We start from the raw sequence: 14,975 nt of genomic DNA, 5'->3' as shown, positions 1-14,975 counted from the left end.
GCTAGGGTTGTAGCGTGAGCGCCACGAGAGTATTCGCCGCCCGACTCGTCGGGTGCGCCGTCTTCGACCCCGTCGGGGATCGGGTCGGCCGCGTGCGCGACGTTCTCGTCGTCTACCGGCGGAACGACTCACCACGCGTCGTCGGTTTCGTGGTCGAGGTCCCTGGACGGCGGCGCATCTTCCTGTCGATCGGCCGCGTGACGAGCATCGGCAGCGGCCAGATCATCACGACGGGGCTCATCAACCTTCGGAGGTTCGAGCAGCGCGGTGGCGAGGTCCGCATCATCGCCGAGATGCTCGGCAGGGTGGTCACGTTCACCGACGGCTCGGGTCAGGCCACGATCGAGGATGTCGCGATCGAGCAGAACCCGCGGGGAGAGTGGGAGGTCCGTGAGCTGTTCCTGCGTCGCCCCAAGGTCGGCGCGTCACCGTTCGCGAAGGGCCACACGGTGTTCGCAGCCTGGGCGGATGTCGCAGAGCAGTCCAGGAAGGGCGAATCGCAATCTGCGAGCCAACTCCTCGCCACCTTCGAGGACCTCCTGCCCGCCGACCTCGCCAACGCGCTCCTCGACCTCCCGGAGGCGCGCATGCTCGAGGTCGCGGAGGAGTTGAGCGACGAGCGCCTCGCCGACGTCCTCGAGGAGATGCCCGAGAGCGAGCAGGTGGACATCCTCGCCCACCTCGAAGACGACCGTGCCGCCGACGTCCTCGACCAGATGCAGCCCGATGACGCCGCCGACCTCATCGCCCAGTTGAGCGAAGAACGCGGAGAGGCGTTGCTCGACCTCATGCAGCCGGAGGAGGCCGAGGATGTGCGGATGCTCCTCGCCTATGCCCCGGACACCGCCGGCGGCCTCATGACGACGGAGCCGGTCATCGTCTCATCCGACACGACCGTCGCGGAGGCGCTCGCCCTCATCCGCCGCCAGGATCTCGCGCCGGCACTCGGGGCGGCGGTGTGCGTGACGCTTCCCCCGTATGAGCCGCCGACCGGACGGCTCCTCGGGATGGTCCACTTCCAGCAGATGCTGCGCTACCCGCCCATGGAGCGACTCGGAACGCTCATCGACCAGAAGCTGGACCCGGTCCGCGCCGACACCTCCGCTGCAGAGGTCAGCCGCATCCTCGCGAGCTACGACCTCGTGTCCGTCCCCGTCGTGGACGAGAACCACCGACTCGTCGGGGTGGTGACCATTGACGATGTTCTCGACTATCTGCTCCCAGACGACTGGCGAAGTCACGACGAGGATGAGCCCGCGAAACTGCTTCGCGCGGACACCAGCCCCCTCGACATAATCACCACCGGAAAGAAGCCAGGAAGGAGGAACACCAATGGCGAACACCTCGCGCCCACGTCGCACTGAATCGCGTCTCGACTCCCCGAAGGGCCTCCGCTCATCGTTCGTGCCACGGCTCGGCGAACCCAGCGACCGGTTCGGCCGCTTCACGGAGACGATCGCCCGCGGGATGGGTACCCCGTGGTTCCTCTTCTTCCTCTCCGTGTTCTGCGCCGCCTGGCTCACGTACAACGTCCTCGCGCCCGAGGGCTGGCGATTCGACTCCGCAGCGCTCGGCTTCACGGCGCTGACCCTCATCCTGTCGCTGCAGGCCTCGTATGCCGCTCCGCTCATCCTTCTCGCCCAGAACAGGCAGGATGACCGCGACCGGGTGCAGATCGAGCAGGACCGGCAGCGGGCGGAGCGCAATCTCGCCGACACCGAGTACCTCGCGCGTGAGGTCGTGTCGCTGCGCCTGGTCGTACGGGATCTCGCGAGCAAGGACTTCATCCGCGCCGAACTCCGGTCGCTCCTGGAAGAACTGGACCGGGATAAGAGCTCGAGCGTTGATTGACGGGGCGACCGTCGACCGGGCAGCTCTCGACCGCGCTCTCGGCACGGTCATCGACCCGGAGATCCGCCGCCCCATCGCCGACCTGGGGATGATCGACTCCGTCACGATCGACGGCGGGAGTGTGACGATCCGCATCAAGCTCACGATCGTCGGATGCCCCGCAGCGGACCGCATCGAGCACGACGTCCGCGAGGCGGCATCCGCCGTCGCCGGTGTGACGGAGGTCGCTGTCGATGTCGCGGTCATGAGTGTGGAGGAGCGCACCGCTCTCACCGAGCGACTGCAGGGCGCCCGGCGACGCGAAGTGCAGTTCGGGCCGGATACGCCCACGCGCATCGTCGCGATCACGAGCGGAAAGGGGGGCGTCGGCAAGTCGACCATCACCGCGAACCTCGGTGCTGCGCTCGCCGCGAAGGGACTCAAGGTGGGCATCGTCGACGCCGACGTCTTCGGGTTCTCCATCCCCGCGCTCCTCGGGGTGTCGGACGAGAAGCCGACGCGGGTCGGCGAGCTCATGCTCCCGCCGATCGGGTTCGGAGTGAAGGTCATCTCGATCGGGATGTTCCTGCCGGGACCGGCGACCGCCGTGTCCTGGCGGGGGCCGATGCTGCACCGCACGATCAAACAGTTCCTGAGCGAGGTCTACTTCGATGAGCTCGACGTCCTGCTTCTCGACCTGCCGCCCGGGACGGGCGATGTCGCGATCTCCATCGGCCAGCTGCTCCCCCACGCCGAGGTCGTCGTCGTGACGACGCCGCAGACGGCGGCGGCGGATGTCGCCGAGCGGAGCGGGATCGTCGCACGCAAGACCGGCCAGCGGGTCATCGGCGTCGTGGAGAACATGGCCGGGCTCCCCCAGCCGGACGGCACGGTGCTCGACCTGTTCGGTACTGGCGGCGGGGCGGATGCCGCGGCGCGGCTCGACGTGCCGCTCCTCATGTCCATCCCACTCAGCCTCGCACTGCGCGAGGGCGGGGACGCCGGCGATCCGGTCGTGCTCTCGCACCCGGATGACCCTGCCGCCCGTGCCATCCTCGCCCTCGCGGATGTGCTCGTTTCCTGAAGCGCGCTACGCCGCTTCTCGGTGTGCGGCTACCCCCGCGGCTCGACCAGACGCGCCAGCAGCTCGATCAGAAGGCGCTCGGTGACGGGCGCGGGCAGCGCCTCCACGAGCGCCAGGATCGGCGCCATCCGCTCCGGCAGGGCCGCGGAGTCGTCCGCACCCCGGCCGAGTCCGAAGCCGGCCAGGAGCGCCGCAGCGGTCTCCGAGTCGAGCGAAGTGGCATCCGGCCCCTGCAGCATCGCCGCCGCGCCGTCCGGAACAGCCGCGAGCACGTCGGCGACCGACACGGGCGGAACCCCGCGCACCGCATCCGCGGCCGACACGAGTGCCGCTGAGAGTTCGGCCATCACGGTTTCGGTGACCGGGGTGATCGTGAAGTGAGTCGTCGAGGGCAACCGCGAACCATCCGCCTGTGTGAACGCCGGCTGGAGTTGCAGCAGGAAGCCCTCACCCCGCACCCGGTCCGCCCAGTGGTGCGGGTCGACGCGACGCGCCCCCGGCACCGACTCGTCGGTGGCGACCGCGAACAACGGCCCCACCGGGTCGCCGACCACGCGCAGCCCCTCGATGCCGGAGATGAGCGCCCTCAGGGCGACGGTGGCCCTGTCGCACGCTGCGGCAAGCTCCGCGTAGCCGTCTTCTCCCAGCACCCGGGTGATCGCCCAGCTCGCCGCGAGCGCTCCCGCCGACTTCGACCCGAGCATCGTCGGGTTCACGACCGGATATCCCGGCCAGCGGGTCGTTGCGAAGTACTGCGCGCGCTGGCGGTCGCGGCCGCGCTGCAACAGCACGGATGCCCCCTTCGGCGCGTATCCGAACTTGTGGAGATCTGCGCTCAGGCTCGTCACGCCCGGCACGCGGAAGTCCCACGGGGAGACGCCCTCCAGCCAGGGAAGAACGAAACCGCCGATGCACGCGTCGACGTGACAGGCGATCCCGCGTGCTGACGATGCAGACGCCACCTCGGCGACCGGGTCGAGGGCTGCGAACGGGTAGCTCGGGGCGGAGACGACGACGAGCGCGACATCCTCGCCCAGCCGCTCGATGATCGCGGATGCGTCGCACGTCCCGTCCGCGCCGACCGGCACGAGGTCGAGTTCGAGCCCGAAATAGTGCGCGGCCTTCTGAAAGGCTGCGTGCGCGGTCGACGGGGCGAGCAGGCGGGGCATGCCTCCGGCCGGATGCGCTGCCCGCCAGTCGTCGCGCGCCGTCTTCACTGCGAGCAGGCAGCTCTCTGTCCCGCCGCTCGTGACCGACCCGACGACATCCTCATCGCCGTGGAGCACCTGGCGGGCGAACTGCAGCACCTCCCGCTCCATCGTGGCGACCGAGGTGAACGTGGTCGGGTCGAGGCCGTTGACCGGCTGCACCATCCGGATGGCCGTCGCCGCGAGCTCATCCAGCTCGGCGAGGCCGCTGTCGTAGACGTAGGAGAGCACACGTCCACCGTGGGTGGGGGCGTCGGCATCCCGAAGCGCCTGAAGCCGCGCGAGGATGTCTGCCGGCTGTTCCTGGAACCTCATCGCGCGATCGTCCCCTTGCGCAGCCGGTACCGCGCGAGCGAGATGAGGCTCAGGCCGATGAGCACGGCCGGAACGATGCTGAAGCTCACGACGATGCCGGCGATCGCGGATGCCGACTGCACGACGTGCTCACCGGGCACCGACTCGGCATATCCGGCGATCGCCAGCACGATCGTCAACACGGTCGCACCGAGCGCCATGCCGGTGGTCTCCCCCGCCGTCCACATGCCTCCGAACGTTCCGGCCCGCCCCTCCTCGTGCTCGGCGGCGTCGTGCGAGATCACGTCGGGGAGCATGGCCATCGGGAGCGACTGCATCCCGGCGTACGCCGCGCCGGCGATCGCGACCGGGATGTACACCCAGTCGCCGGGGGCCCAGAGCAGGCCGAGGAGGCTGAGCGCGGCGAGTCCGAAGATCGCGCTCGCCCAGGTGAATCCGCGCTCCTTGCCGACGCGGTTCGCGATGACGCCCCACAGTGGTGCCGCGAGGAGCGCGGGAGCGATGAGGGCGATGAAGAGGAACGTGACCGCATCCTCGCTCTCCAGCACCCAGGTCGCGACGTACTGGGCGCCGGCGAGCATGAGGCCCGTCGCGAGACCCTGCAGGAGGAACGTGAGCAGGAGAACCCGGAACGGCTGGCTGCGCTTCAGCGCACGGAACCCCGCCGCGTAGTTCTCCCGGATCGAGACCGGCTTCGGCGCTGCCGCCGGCACGAGGCCCTTCTTCGCGACGAAGCTCGAGGCGAACAGCCCCGCGCCGATGACCAGTCCGGCGACGACCGCCATGAGCAGGTAACCGAGGAAGGTGCTTCCACCGCCCATGCTGCGCAGCGCGGGGCCGCCCGCTCCGAACAGGAGGATGGCGAAGGTGAGGACGACGACGCGCCAGGTGAGCAGGCGCGTGCGCTCGTCGTAGTCATCCGAGAGTTCGGCCGGCAGCGCGATGTACGGGACCTGGAACAGACTGAATGCCGTCGCGGCGAGGACGAACGCGATGAAGACCCAGAATCCGGCGAGCAGGGGGTCCGTGCCGATCGGGACCGCGAAGGTGAGGATGAAGAAGACCGGAAGGAGCACTGCTCCGAGAACCATGAATCGCCGACGGGATCCGGTGTGTGCGAGGCTGAGGTCGCTTCGCCCTCCGATCACCGGGTCGATGATCACATCCCAGATCTTCGCGACCGTCACGAGGAGGCCGGCGAGGAGCGCCGTGACGCCAAGGGTGTCCGTGAGGTAGTACACGAGAACGAGCCCGGGCAGGGTGGAGAATCCGCCGGTGCCGATGGAACCGATCGCATAGCTGGCGATCGTTCGGCGAGGGAGTCGGGTTGCTGCGGTCGAGCGCTCCATTGCGGTCATCCTCCCGAGTGTAGCGTTGGCTGTATGCCCGGTACATTCCTGCCACGCGCGGTCATCGATGACCTCGTCGGCGACCTCAGCTCGTCCCGATCGACCCACGTTCCGATCACGGCGCCCTTCACGGGTGAGAAGCTCCACGACCTGCCGTACAGCACGGTCGAGGATGTCGCTGCCGCCGCCGACCGCGCACGGCTCGCCCAGCTGGGCTGGCTTGCTGCGGGCTTCGCGCACCGGCGCAGGGTGCTGCTGAGGGCCCATGATCTCATCCTGGAGCGGCGCGAGGCCCTGCTCGATGCCGCCCAGACGGAGACCGGCAAGACCCGCGGGCAGGCCTTCGAGGAGGTCTTCCAGTCCGCCTCGGTCACCCGCTACTACGCGTTGTCGGCCCGGCGCATCCTGAAGACGCGGCGACGCAGGTCGACCATCCCGCTCGTGGTTCAGACCCGCGTGGGGTATCGGCCGAAGGGCCTTGTCGGGGTCATCACTCCGTGGAACTTCCCCCTGAGTCTCGCCGCCATGGATGTCGTCCCCGCGCTCGCCGCCGGAAACGCCGTCCTGCAGAAGGCCGACAACCAGAGCGCGCTCACGATTCTCGCCGTGCGCCGTGCCTTCGTCGACGCGGGCGTTCCGGCCGACCTGTGGGCGATCGTCACGGGCGACGGCGCGGCGATCGGCAACGCGGTCAACGACGTCTCGGACTACCTGAGCTTCACCGGGTCGACGGCGACGGGAACCCAGGTCGGCATCCGGGCGGCGACGGCGCTGCGCGGCGCGTCGCTCGAGCTCGGCGGCAAGAACCCGATGATCGTGCTCGACGACGTCGACCCGATCAAGGCGGCGCGTTCGGCGGTCTACGCCTGCTTCTCGTCCATGGGTCAGATGTGCGTCTCGATCGAGCGCATCTACGTTCAACGGCCCGTTGCGGACGCGTTCACGGCCGAGTTCGTGAGGCAGACGAAGGCGCTCGTGCAGGGCGCCGCGTTCGACTATTCGACGGATGTCGGCTCGCTCACGCTCCCCAGCCAGCTGGAGAACACGCAGGCCCACGTGCAGGATGCGGTGGCGAAGGGCGCTGCAGTGCTCACGGGGGGCACGGCGCGCCCCGATCTCGGCCCACTGTTCTACGAGCCGACCGTGCTCACCGGGGTCACGGATGCCATGGTGTGCTTCGGCAATGAGACGTTCGGCCCCGTCGTGGCGATCACGGTCGTCGACTCCGTGGAGGAGGCCGTGCTCGCCACGAACGACTCGGAGTACGGGCTCAACGCCGCCGTGTTCAGCGGTTCCCGGCGCAGGGCACGGGGGGTGGCCTCGACGATCGACGCCGGCAGCGTCAACATCAACGAGGGCTACCGCGCCACCTTCTCGGCCGTCGACGCCCCCATGGGCGGCATGAAGAGGTCGGGGCTGGGGCGGCGGAACGGGCCGGAGGGCATCCTGCGCTTCGCGGAGCCCCGCACGATCGCCGAGACGACGGGGCTGCTCACCCTGCCGCGCGTCGGAAGCGAGTTCGCGAGGCTCGGCGGCCCGCTGCTTCTGCTGCTGCGGACGCTCAAGGCACTGCGCCGGCGCTAGGTGGCCTCGGCGTCGAAGGGCGCCCGCCTGCCTTCCTCTTCGAGTCGCCGCTTGCGCTTCATATAGGCGGACTCGGCGACCGGCGGCGCACTCGGTGTCGTGACCTCTTCGACGAGGGCCTCACGGATGATGCGGCGCGGGTCGTATTGCCGCGGATCCAGTTTCTTCCAGTCGACATCGTCGAAATCCGGACCCATCTCCTCGCGCATCCGGTCCTTCGCACCGTCCGCCATCTTCTTCAGATTCTTGACGAGTCGGGCCAACTGGGATGCATAGTATGGGAGGCGCTCGGGTCCAAGAAGGAACACCGCGAGAATCCCGATCAACAGGAGTTTCTCAAAGGTCAGACCGAACACGAGTTCAGACTAACCGTTTCCGCGGGGCATCCGCTCTAGAGTTGGGGGAAGCGAGGAGCAGACGGTGGCGGGAAAAGAAACAGACTGGAAGTTCGCGGAGGACTTCGTCGTCGAGAGCGACGACATCGCCCAGGCGCGCGCACGATCCATCGAACTCGGCGTCGAAGCGATCACGCCGGCCATGGGCGCCCAGCTGGCCGTCCTCGCCGCGGCGACCGTGGCGACCTCGATCATCGAGATCGGCACGGGCGTCGGGGTCAGCGGCCTGTGGATGCTCGCCGGCGCCCCCCAGGCGACCCTCACCTCGATCGACATCGAGGCAGAGCACCAGCAGCAGGCACGAGAATCGTTCCAGAACGCCGGGTATCCGGCCAACCACGTGCGACTCATCACCGGGCGCGCGCGCGACGTCCTCCCGCGGATGAACGAAGGCGCCTACGACATCGTCTTCATCGATGCGGACCCGCAATCCGTCATCGAATACGTCGAGCACGGGCTGAGACTCGTACGCACGGGCGGCACGGTCGTCGTCGCCCACGTCCTGTGGCACGGCCGCGTCGCGGACCCGGCCCACCGCGATGAGGTCGTCGCCGGCTACCGCAGTCTCCTGCGGGAGCTGTCGGCATCGGATGCCGTGATCAGCGCGATCTCCCCCATCGGCGACGGGCTCCTGCAGCTCACGAGACTCGACGACCAGTGACCCACGATTTCCGGGTCGTCCCCGCCGCGTACGTGTTCCTGCGCCGCGGGGAGGACGTCCTCCTGCAGTTGAGGAAGGGCACGGGCTACATGGACGACCATTGGGCGGCCGCTGCCGCCGGCCACGTCGAGGCGAACGAGTCGGTCTTCGCGGCGGCGTGCAGGGAGGCCGTGGAGGAACTCGGGCTGACGATCGATCCCGCGCACCTGAAACCGCTCACGACGATGCACAGGACCCACGCGAACAACTCACCGATCGATGAACGCGTCGACTTCTTCTTCGAATGCCGGTCGTGGGAGGGTGAGCCCCGTCTTCTCGAAACGCAGAAGGCCGCAGACCTCGGATGGTTCTCGCTCGACGCGCTGCCGCATCCGGTCGTTCCGCACGAGAAGTACGTGCTCGATCGGCTGCACGCGGGTCGACTCGACCCGATCGTGAGCTTCGGATTCTAGCGGCTACGCCGGCGCGACGACTCCCGCGAGTGCGTCGTGGAGTTCCTTCGCCTCGGCGTCGTTCACCGATACGACGAGACGGCCACCGCCCTCGAGCGGCACGCGCACGATGATGAGTCGACCCTCCTTAACAGCCTCCATCGGCCCGTCACCGGTCCTCGGCTTCATGGCTGCCATGAATGGTCCCCTTTCGTGGAATCTCTCCCCTCCATTATCCCGCATTTGTCCGGCACTCGAAAACCGGGGGCCTACGGCGGCGTCCAGTCGTACCCGTCGACCCACCAGCAGTAGTAGCACCACACCCACTGGCCGGCGATGAGGAGCGCCACAAGGAGCACCCGATACCACCGGGAACGCGGCTGGGCGAGCGCACCGGCGAGCGGGAACATCGGAAGCAGGAGCCGGAAGGTGCTCGACTGCGGGAAGAACACCGCGAGCAAGTAGATCCCGTAGCTCGCGATCCACAGTCGAAGCGTCACGCCGAGCCTGCGTGCCCACGGCGTGAACAGGAACGAGAAAAACGCGACCACGACGACCACGACCACGACGATGCCGAGCAGCCCCGGCATCCAGAACTCCGCGCCCTGCACCCACGGCGTGAACGGGACGAGTTCGCGGTACCCGAGGTAGGGGACCCGCCACGCGAGCTCCGTGTCGGTGTACGCGGTCATCGAACCGGTCACCATCCACGCCACGAACGGCCAGAGCAGCCCCATGAGGCCGCTGAAGACGGCGACGCCGACGGCGAGGATGCGCTCCCACACCGGGAACGGGTCCCGCCTCTTCGACACGAGACGATGGATGACGTGCAAACCGAGCGCCAGAGCGAAGGCGAGCCCGCTCGGCCGGGTGAGGGCCATGACCGCGATCACCGGCACGAGCAGCACGTAGCTCCTGCGCATGAGCAGGTAGAGCGCCACGGCGAGGAGGAAGACGTGCATCGACTCCGCGTAGGAGACCTGCAGGATCGGCGACAGCGGTCCGACGCAGAACAGGACGACCGCGAACAGCGCGGTCTCTCCGTGCAGGACCATCCTCAGCATGCGATAGAACACGAGAGCAGCACCGAGCGAGAACACGAGGGAGACGAACACCGAGAGCAGTTCCCACGGCAGTCCTGTCGCGACCATGAGCCCGCGAACCAGGAACGGGTAGGCGGGCATGAACGCCCATGCGTTCTCCGCCACGTGCCCGTCGGCAGTCATGGGCAGCACCGACGGATATCCGGAATCCGCGACGATGTGGTACCAGGTGCCGTCCCAGAGCTGTGCGAAGGAGAGGTAGTCGGGGTGGGCGCGTGTCCACGCGTTGTCGCCCTGCCTGGCCGCGAACCACAGGAGGATCCCCGTCGTGACGGCGCGCGACACGAGCCACACGACGGCGACCCTGAGCCACCACGGCGTCATCCGGTAGCGGATGCGGATCGCCTTTCCGAGCGGCTGCCGGGACAGGCTCGGCTGATTCGTCCGGCTCAGGCTCCCGTCAACCACGCTCGCAGCCCTCGCTCGCACTCCGTGATCTGTGCGGTGTCGACACGCTCGTCGTCGGCGTGGGCGAGAAGGGCGTCGCCCGGACCATAATTCACGGCAGGGATGCCGAGCGCGGAGAACCGGGCGACATCCGTCCAGCCGTATTTGGGGAGCGCATCCCCGCCCACGGCCGCGACGAACGATCGGGCGAGAGGGTCCTCCAGGCCCGGCCTCGCGCCCTCCGCGAGGTCCACGATCTCGACGTCGAGGTCGATCCCGTGGAGCACCTCCCGCACGTGCGCGATCGCCTCCTCGCCGCTGCGGCTCGGAGCGAACCGGTAGTTGATCGACACCGTGCACTCGTCGGGGATCACATTGCCTGCGACGCCTCCGCTGATGCCGACGACATTCAACGACTCGCGGTACACGAGGCCGTCGACGTCGACCTCGCGCGGCTCATACTCCGCGAGGACCGTCAGGATGGGCGCTGCGAGGTGGATGGCGTTGCGTCCGACCCACGCCCGGGCGGAATGGGCTCGAACCCCTCGCGTCGTCACGTCGAGGCGCAGCGTGCCGTTGCATCCGCCCTCGATCACGGCGTTCGTCGGCTCGCCGAGGATCGCGAAGTCCCCCACGAGGAGGTCCGGATGGCTTTTCGCGAGTCGACCGAGACCGTTGAGGTCTGCGGAAACCTCCTCGTGGTCGTACCAGATCCAGGTGATGTCGACGGCCGGAGCGACGAGCTCCGCGGCGAGCTTCAGCTGCACCGCGACCCCGGCCTTCATGTCGACGGTCCCCCGGCCGACGAGGAACCGGCCGTCGACCCGCGTCGGAAGATTGTTGTTGACCGGCACGGTGTCCAGATGCCCCGCGATGACGACCCGCCGTTCCCGCCCGAGGTCTGTTCTGGCGACGACCGTATCGCCGTCGCGCACCACCTCGAGGTGCGAACGCCCGGAGATCGCGGCCTCCACGGCATCCGCGATCTCCCGCTCGTTGCCCGACACCGACTCGATGTCGCACAGGGCTCTCGTGATGTCGATGGACGATGCGGTCAGGTCAAGGCTCTGCACCGGGTCAGTTTATCGAGTGCACGACAGCCCATTACCCTTGAGGGATGACGGACACGGCGGCCTGGGGGCACGGCATTGCAACCGTCGCCGACAACGCGACGATTCTGGACACCTGGTTTCCCGCGCCGCACCTGGGCCGCATGCCCGACGGCATCGACCCGAAGCTCGTGCCCGCCGAGCTCGCGGCCCTCGTCGGGGAGGATCCGCGGCGGGCAGTGCAGCTCGACTTCGTCACGGTGGAATCCGCGCTGGAATCACCGCCGGCATCCACCGTCGACGCATACCTGCGACTGCACCTGCTGAGCCATCGACTCGTCAAACCGAACACCGTCAATCTCGACGGGATCTTCGGGCTCCTCCCCACGGTGGTGTGGACGAACGCCGGCCCCGTTCACCCGGATGATGCAGCGCGTCTTCGCTCGCAGCTCATGCGCGCAGGCATCGCCGCACACTCGGTGGACAAATTCCCGCGACTCGTGGACTATGTCACACCCCCGGGAGTGCGCATCGCGGACGCCAACCGAGTGCGGCTCGGCGCATACCTCTCCCCCGGCACGACGGTCATGCACGAGGGATTCGTGAACTTCAACGCCGGCACGCTCGGTGCGTCGATGGTCGAGGGACGCATCTCGCAGGGCGTCATCGTCGGCGACGGCTCGGACATCGGTGGCGGCGCCTCGATCATGGGGACTCTGAGCGGTGGAGGCACAGAGCGGATCCTGATCGGCGAGCGCACGCTGCTCGGTGCCAACTCCGGCGTCGGTATCTCGCTCGGAGACGACTGCGTCGTCGAGGCGGGGCTCTACCTGACCGCAGGGACGAAGGTCGTCGTCGCGGATGCCGCTCCCACGGCATCCGGGGACCTTCAGGCGGTCAAGGCCGAGTCGCTCTCCGGCCGCAGCGGACTCCTGTTCCGGCGCAACTCGCTCACGGGCGCCGTCGAGGTGCTGCAGCGCTCCGGCGACGGCATCCGGCTGAACGCCGCGCTGCACGCCTGAGTCGCTCGCGCGCCCTCGTCAGCCCGCCCTGTCCGAAATGCAGGAGTTGGCCCACCTTTTGGCTGAAGGAGTCCCGAGTTCTACGGGGCAGCGTCATCCATGTCCTGCATTTCGGACGTGCGCGATCATCAGTTGTCCACAGATTGAGCAGCACCGAACACTGTCACCGGCGCAACCGACAGGATGTCGGGATGCCCCTCTCCGACGAGATCCGCTCGTGCGGTGGTCTCGCCGCGACCCACGAACTGCTCGACCGCGGCTACACACAGCGCACCCTCGGGTATGCGACAGCGACGGGACACATCATCCGAGTGCGGCAAGGCTGGTACTGCCTCCCGGATACCGACATCGCCCTGCAGGAGGCCGTACGCGTGGGCGGGAGGTTGAGTTGCGTCTCGGGCGCCGAACACCATTCACTCTGGGTACGGCGGACCACGAAACTTCACGTCGACGTCATTCCCACGGCGTCGCGGCTGCGCAGCAGAACCGACAAGCGGATACGACTTGCGACCCTCGACTCGCCGATGACCGTCGTCCATTGGGACGACGCGCACTCGCCCGGTACCCGATTCGCGCTCAGCGCTCGGGAATGCCTTCGCCGGATGACCGCATGCCGGCCACCCGAGGAGGTCATCGCGGCCGTCGACTCGGCCCTGCGACTTGGTCTGATCTCGCCGCAAGAGTGGGCCGACGACATCCGTCCCCTGTCACCTCGCCTTCGGCGCCTTCTCGCCCGTGTCGATGCCCGTTCCGAGTCGATCATCGAGTCGATCACCCGCTTCCGCTTGAACTACGCCGGATACGAGCCGCACGTCCAGGTCAAGGTCCCCGGTGTCGGCCGAGTTGATCTCGTGTTCGGCACCCGCCTCGTCATCGAGTTGGACGGTTGGGAGTACCACGCGGATCGAGAACGCTTCGAGGCGGATCGTCGGCGTGACGCACGGCTGAGCGCGCGCGGATACCGGGTACTTCGATTCAGCTACCGCCAGGTCATGGATTCGTGGTCCGAGGTGCGCGCCGCCATTGTCGCCGCTGTGGCGCGCGGCGACCACCTCCCGTGAGCTGAGAACAAGCATTCGCTCGCGCGCCCTCGTCAGCCCGCCCTGTCCGAAATGCAGGAGTTGGCCCACCTTTTGGTTGAAGGAGTCCCGAGTTCTCGGGGACAGCGTCATCCATGTCCTGCATTTCGGACAGGAGCGGATGCGGGCGGTCGGCGCGAAGGGGCGAGCGCGGGCGGGGCGGGCAGCTAGCGCCGCGGCCAGGCGCGCTCGGTCGGTCCGACGTAGAGCTGCTGCGGGCGGCCGATGCGGGTGGCCGGATCCTCGTTCATCTCCCGCCAGTGGGCGATCCACCCCGGCATCCTGCCGATCGCGAACAGCACGGTGAACATCCGCGGCGGGAACCCCATGGCCTTGTAGATGACGCCCGTGTAGAAGTCGACGTTCGGGTAGAGCTTGCGCTCGATGAAGTAGTCGTCGGCGAGGGCCACCTCCTCCAGCTCTTTCGCGATGTCGAGAAGGTCATCCCGGACCCCGAGGGCATCGAGTACCTCGTCGGCGCTCTCCTTCACGAGTTTCGCACGCGGGTCGAAATTCTTGTACACCCGGTGGCCGAAGCCCATGAGCCGGATGCCGTCTTCCTTGTTCTTCACGCGTTCGACGAAGCGCTCCACGCTTTCCCCGGAGTCCTTGATCTCCTTGAGCATGGTCAGGACCGCCTCGTTCGCACCCCCGTGCAGCGGGCCGTAGAGGGCGTTGATCCCCGCGGAGATCGACGAGAAGATGTTGGCCTCGGTCGAACCGACGAGCCTCACGGTCGAGGTCGATGCGTTCTGCTCGTGGTCCTCGTGCAGGATGAGCAGCCGCTCGAGCGCGCGGGAGAGCACCGGGTTCACGACGTACGGCTCGGCCATGTTGCCGAAGTTCAGCTTGAGGAAGTTGTCGACGAAGCTCAGGCTGTTGTCCGGGTAGAGGAACGCCTGTCCGAGTGACTTCTTGTGCGCGTATGCCGCAATGACCGGCAGTTTGGCGAGAAGCCGGATGGTGGAGATCTCCACCTGCTCGGGATCGTGCACGTCGAGCGAGTCCTGGTAGAACGTGCCGAGGGCCCCGACCGCGCTCGACAGCACGGACATCGGATGTGCATTGTGCGGCAGCGCGTCGAAGAACCGGCGAAGGTCCTCGTGCAGCAGCGTGTGGCGTCGGATGGTGTCCTCGAAGTGGTCGAGCTCCACCGCGGTGGGCAGTTCGCCATGGATGAGCAGCCACGCGGTCTCGAGGTAGGTGGAGTTCGCCGCGAGATCCTCGATCGCGTATCCGCGGTACCGGAGAATTCCGGCATCCCCGTCGATGTAGGTGATCGCGCTCTTCGTCGCCGCGGTGTTGACGAATCCCTGATCGAGCGCCGTCAGGCCGGTCTGCTTCGTGAGGGTGGAGATGTCGATGGACGACGCACCCTCGGTGCTCGGCACAATGGGGAACTCGGCGCTGCCCCCGGGGAAGCTCAGGGTCGCCTTCGCGTCGTTCGGTACCTCGTCAGTCACCCCTACAGCCTAATT

15 protein-coding genes are annotated in these 14,975 nt (G+C 67.8%); 8 read left to right on the top strand and 7 right to left on the bottom strand.

From position 1 onward, the window contains the following. The first annotated feature begins 14 nt into the window (after positions 1–14). Genes BKA04_RS10535 through BKA04_RS10530 form a run of 3 tightly spaced genes read left to right on the top strand, consistent with a single transcriptional unit; the run spans position 15 to position 2,914 of the window. Positions 15–1,364: a magnesium transporter MgtE N-terminal domain-containing protein gene (locus tag BKA04_RS10535; RefSeq protein WP_104096377.1), complete on the top strand. Its 1,350-nt coding sequence runs from the start codon at positions 15–17 to the stop codon at positions 1,362–1,364. After that, positions 1,333–1,851 (top strand): DUF1003 domain-containing protein, encoded by a 519-nt coding sequence (locus BKA04_RS12090; RefSeq protein WP_104096376.1) that lies wholly within the window; start codon positions 1,333–1,335, stop codon positions 1,849–1,851. Before BKA04_RS10535 ends, BKA04_RS12090 begins: the two co-directional genes overlap by 32 nt. Further along, positions 1,844–2,914, top strand: coding sequence for an Mrp/NBP35 family ATP-binding protein (locus BKA04_RS10530; RefSeq protein ID WP_232842033.1), 1,071 nt, complete (start codon positions 1,844–1,846; stop codon positions 2,912–2,914). The genes BKA04_RS12090 and BKA04_RS10530 overlap by 8 nt, the downstream gene beginning before the upstream one ends. Before the next feature lie 29 nt (positions 2,915–2,943). On the opposite strand, the gene BKA04_RS10525 is transcribed toward BKA04_RS10530, so the two are convergent. Next, complete coding sequence (locus BKA04_RS10525) at positions 2,944–4,437, bottom strand: pyridoxal phosphate-dependent decarboxylase family protein (RefSeq protein WP_104096374.1); 1,494 nt, start codon at positions 4,435–4,437, stop codon at positions 2,944–2,946. After that, complete coding sequence (locus BKA04_RS10520) at positions 4,434–5,795, bottom strand: MFS transporter (RefSeq protein WP_104096373.1); 1,362 nt, start codon at positions 5,793–5,795, stop codon at positions 4,434–4,436. The genes BKA04_RS10525 and BKA04_RS10520 overlap by 4 nt, the downstream gene beginning before the upstream one ends. Before the next feature lie 24 nt (positions 5,796–5,819). Here BKA04_RS10520 and BKA04_RS10515 point away from each other — a divergent pair, with 24 nt between their 5' ends. Continuing rightward, complete coding sequence (locus BKA04_RS10515) at positions 5,820–7,370, top strand: succinic semialdehyde dehydrogenase (RefSeq protein WP_104096372.1); 1,551 nt, start codon at positions 5,820–5,822, stop codon at positions 7,368–7,370. Here BKA04_RS10515 and BKA04_RS10510 read toward each other — a convergent pair. Further along, positions 7,367–7,726 carry a Sec-independent protein translocase family protein gene (locus BKA04_RS10510; protein WP_104096371.1) on the bottom strand — a complete coding sequence of 120 codons (360 nt, stop codon included), beginning with the start codon at positions 7,724–7,726 and terminating at the stop codon, positions 7,367–7,369. The genes BKA04_RS10515 and BKA04_RS10510 overlap by 4 nt on opposite strands. A gap of 64 nt (positions 7,727–7,790) precedes the next feature. On the opposite strand from BKA04_RS10510, the gene BKA04_RS10505 reads away from it, so the two are divergent. Together BKA04_RS10505 and BKA04_RS10500 are read left to right on the top strand one after the other, a co-directional pair. Continuing rightward, positions 7,791–8,426, top strand: a complete 636-nt coding sequence (locus BKA04_RS10505; RefSeq protein ID WP_104096370.1) for an O-methyltransferase — start codon at positions 7,791–7,793, stop codon at positions 8,424–8,426. Further along, positions 8,423–8,878 (top strand): NUDIX hydrolase, encoded by a 456-nt coding sequence (locus tag BKA04_RS10500; protein ID WP_104096369.1) that lies wholly within the window; start codon positions 8,423–8,425, stop codon positions 8,876–8,878. The genes BKA04_RS10505 and BKA04_RS10500 overlap by 4 nt, the downstream gene beginning before the upstream one ends. 3 nt (positions 8,879–8,881) lie before the next feature. Here the strand turns inward: BKA04_RS10500 and BKA04_RS10495 are convergent, their stop codons facing one another. The 3 genes from BKA04_RS10495 to dapE all read right to left on the bottom strand — a co-directional run bounded on the left by BKA04_RS10495 (position 8,882) and on the right by dapE (position 11,420). Then, the gene (locus BKA04_RS10495) at positions 8,882–9,055 is read right to left on the bottom strand and encodes a DUF3117 domain-containing protein (protein ID WP_104096368.1); all 174 of its coding nucleotides are present in this window, start codon (positions 9,053–9,055) and stop codon (positions 8,882–8,884) included. Between the two features lie 71 nt (positions 9,056–9,126). Beyond that, positions 9,127–10,368, bottom strand: coding sequence for a mannosyltransferase family protein (locus BKA04_RS10490; RefSeq protein ID WP_232842032.1), 1,242 nt, complete (start codon positions 10,366–10,368; stop codon positions 9,127–9,129). Beyond that, positions 10,350–11,420, bottom strand: coding sequence for a succinyl-diaminopimelate desuccinylase (dapE, locus tag BKA04_RS10485; protein WP_104096366.1), 1,071 nt, complete (start codon positions 11,418–11,420; stop codon positions 10,350–10,352). The genes BKA04_RS10490 and dapE overlap by 19 nt, the downstream gene beginning before the upstream one ends. Before the next feature lie 44 nt (positions 11,421–11,464). Here dapE and dapD point away from each other — a divergent pair, with 44 nt between their 5' ends. Together dapD and BKA04_RS10475 are read left to right on the top strand one after the other, a co-directional pair. Next, the gene (gene dapD, locus BKA04_RS10480) at positions 11,465–12,418 is read left to right on the top strand and encodes a 2,3,4,5-tetrahydropyridine-2,6-dicarboxylate N-succinyltransferase (protein ID WP_104096365.1); all 954 of its coding nucleotides are present in this window, start codon (positions 11,465–11,467) and stop codon (positions 12,416–12,418) included. Between the two features lie 191 nt (positions 12,419–12,609). Continuing rightward, positions 12,610–13,479, top strand: a complete 870-nt coding sequence (locus tag BKA04_RS10475) for a DUF559 domain-containing protein (RefSeq protein WP_104096364.1) — start codon at positions 12,610–12,612, stop codon at positions 13,477–13,479. Positions 13,480–13,664: 185 nt separating this feature from the next. Here BKA04_RS10475 and BKA04_RS10470 read toward each other — a convergent pair whose 3' ends face one another. Continuing rightward, positions 13,665–14,960, bottom strand: coding sequence for a citrate synthase (locus BKA04_RS10470; protein WP_104096363.1), 1,296 nt, complete (start codon positions 14,958–14,960; stop codon positions 13,665–13,667). Positions 14,961–14,975: the final 15 nt, after the last annotated feature.

The organism is Terrimesophilobacter mesophilus, assembly GCF_014200375.1.
Classification (GTDB): Bacteria; Actinomycetota; Actinomycetes; order Actinomycetales; family Microbacteriaceae; genus Terrimesophilobacter; species Terrimesophilobacter mesophilus.
Note: the sequence above shows the minus strand (reverse complement) of the source record. Positions and strands in the feature narration are given on the sequence as shown.

What these genes read in the sequence shown, in the direction of transcription:
- BKA04_RS10515 (WP_104096372.1), top strand. Translation starts at nt 5,820, where the DNA reads ATGCCCGGTACATTCCTGCCACGCGCGGTCATCGATGACCTCGTCGGC.
- BKA04_RS10520 (WP_104096373.1), bottom strand. Translation starts at nt 5,795, where the DNA reads ATGACCGCAATGGAGCGCTCGACCGCAGCAACCCGACTCCCTCGCCGA.
- BKA04_RS10475 (WP_104096364.1), top strand. Translation starts at nt 12,610, where the DNA reads ATGCCCCTCTCCGACGAGATCCGCTCGTGCGGTGGTCTCGCCGCGACC.
- BKA04_RS12090 (WP_104096376.1), top strand. Translation starts at nt 1,333, where the DNA reads ATGGCGAACACCTCGCGCCCACGTCGCACTGAATCGCGTCTCGACTCC.
- dapD (WP_104096365.1), top strand. Translation starts at nt 11,465, where the DNA reads ATGACGGACACGGCGGCCTGGGGGCACGGCATTGCAACCGTCGCCGAC.
- BKA04_RS10525 (WP_104096374.1), bottom strand. Translation starts at nt 4,437, where the DNA reads ATGAGGTTCCAGGAACAGCCGGCAGACATCCTCGCGCGGCTTCAGGCG.
- BKA04_RS10495 (WP_104096368.1), bottom strand. Translation starts at nt 9,055, where the DNA reads ATGGCAGCCATGAAGCCGAGGACCGGTGACGGGCCGATGGAGGCTGTT.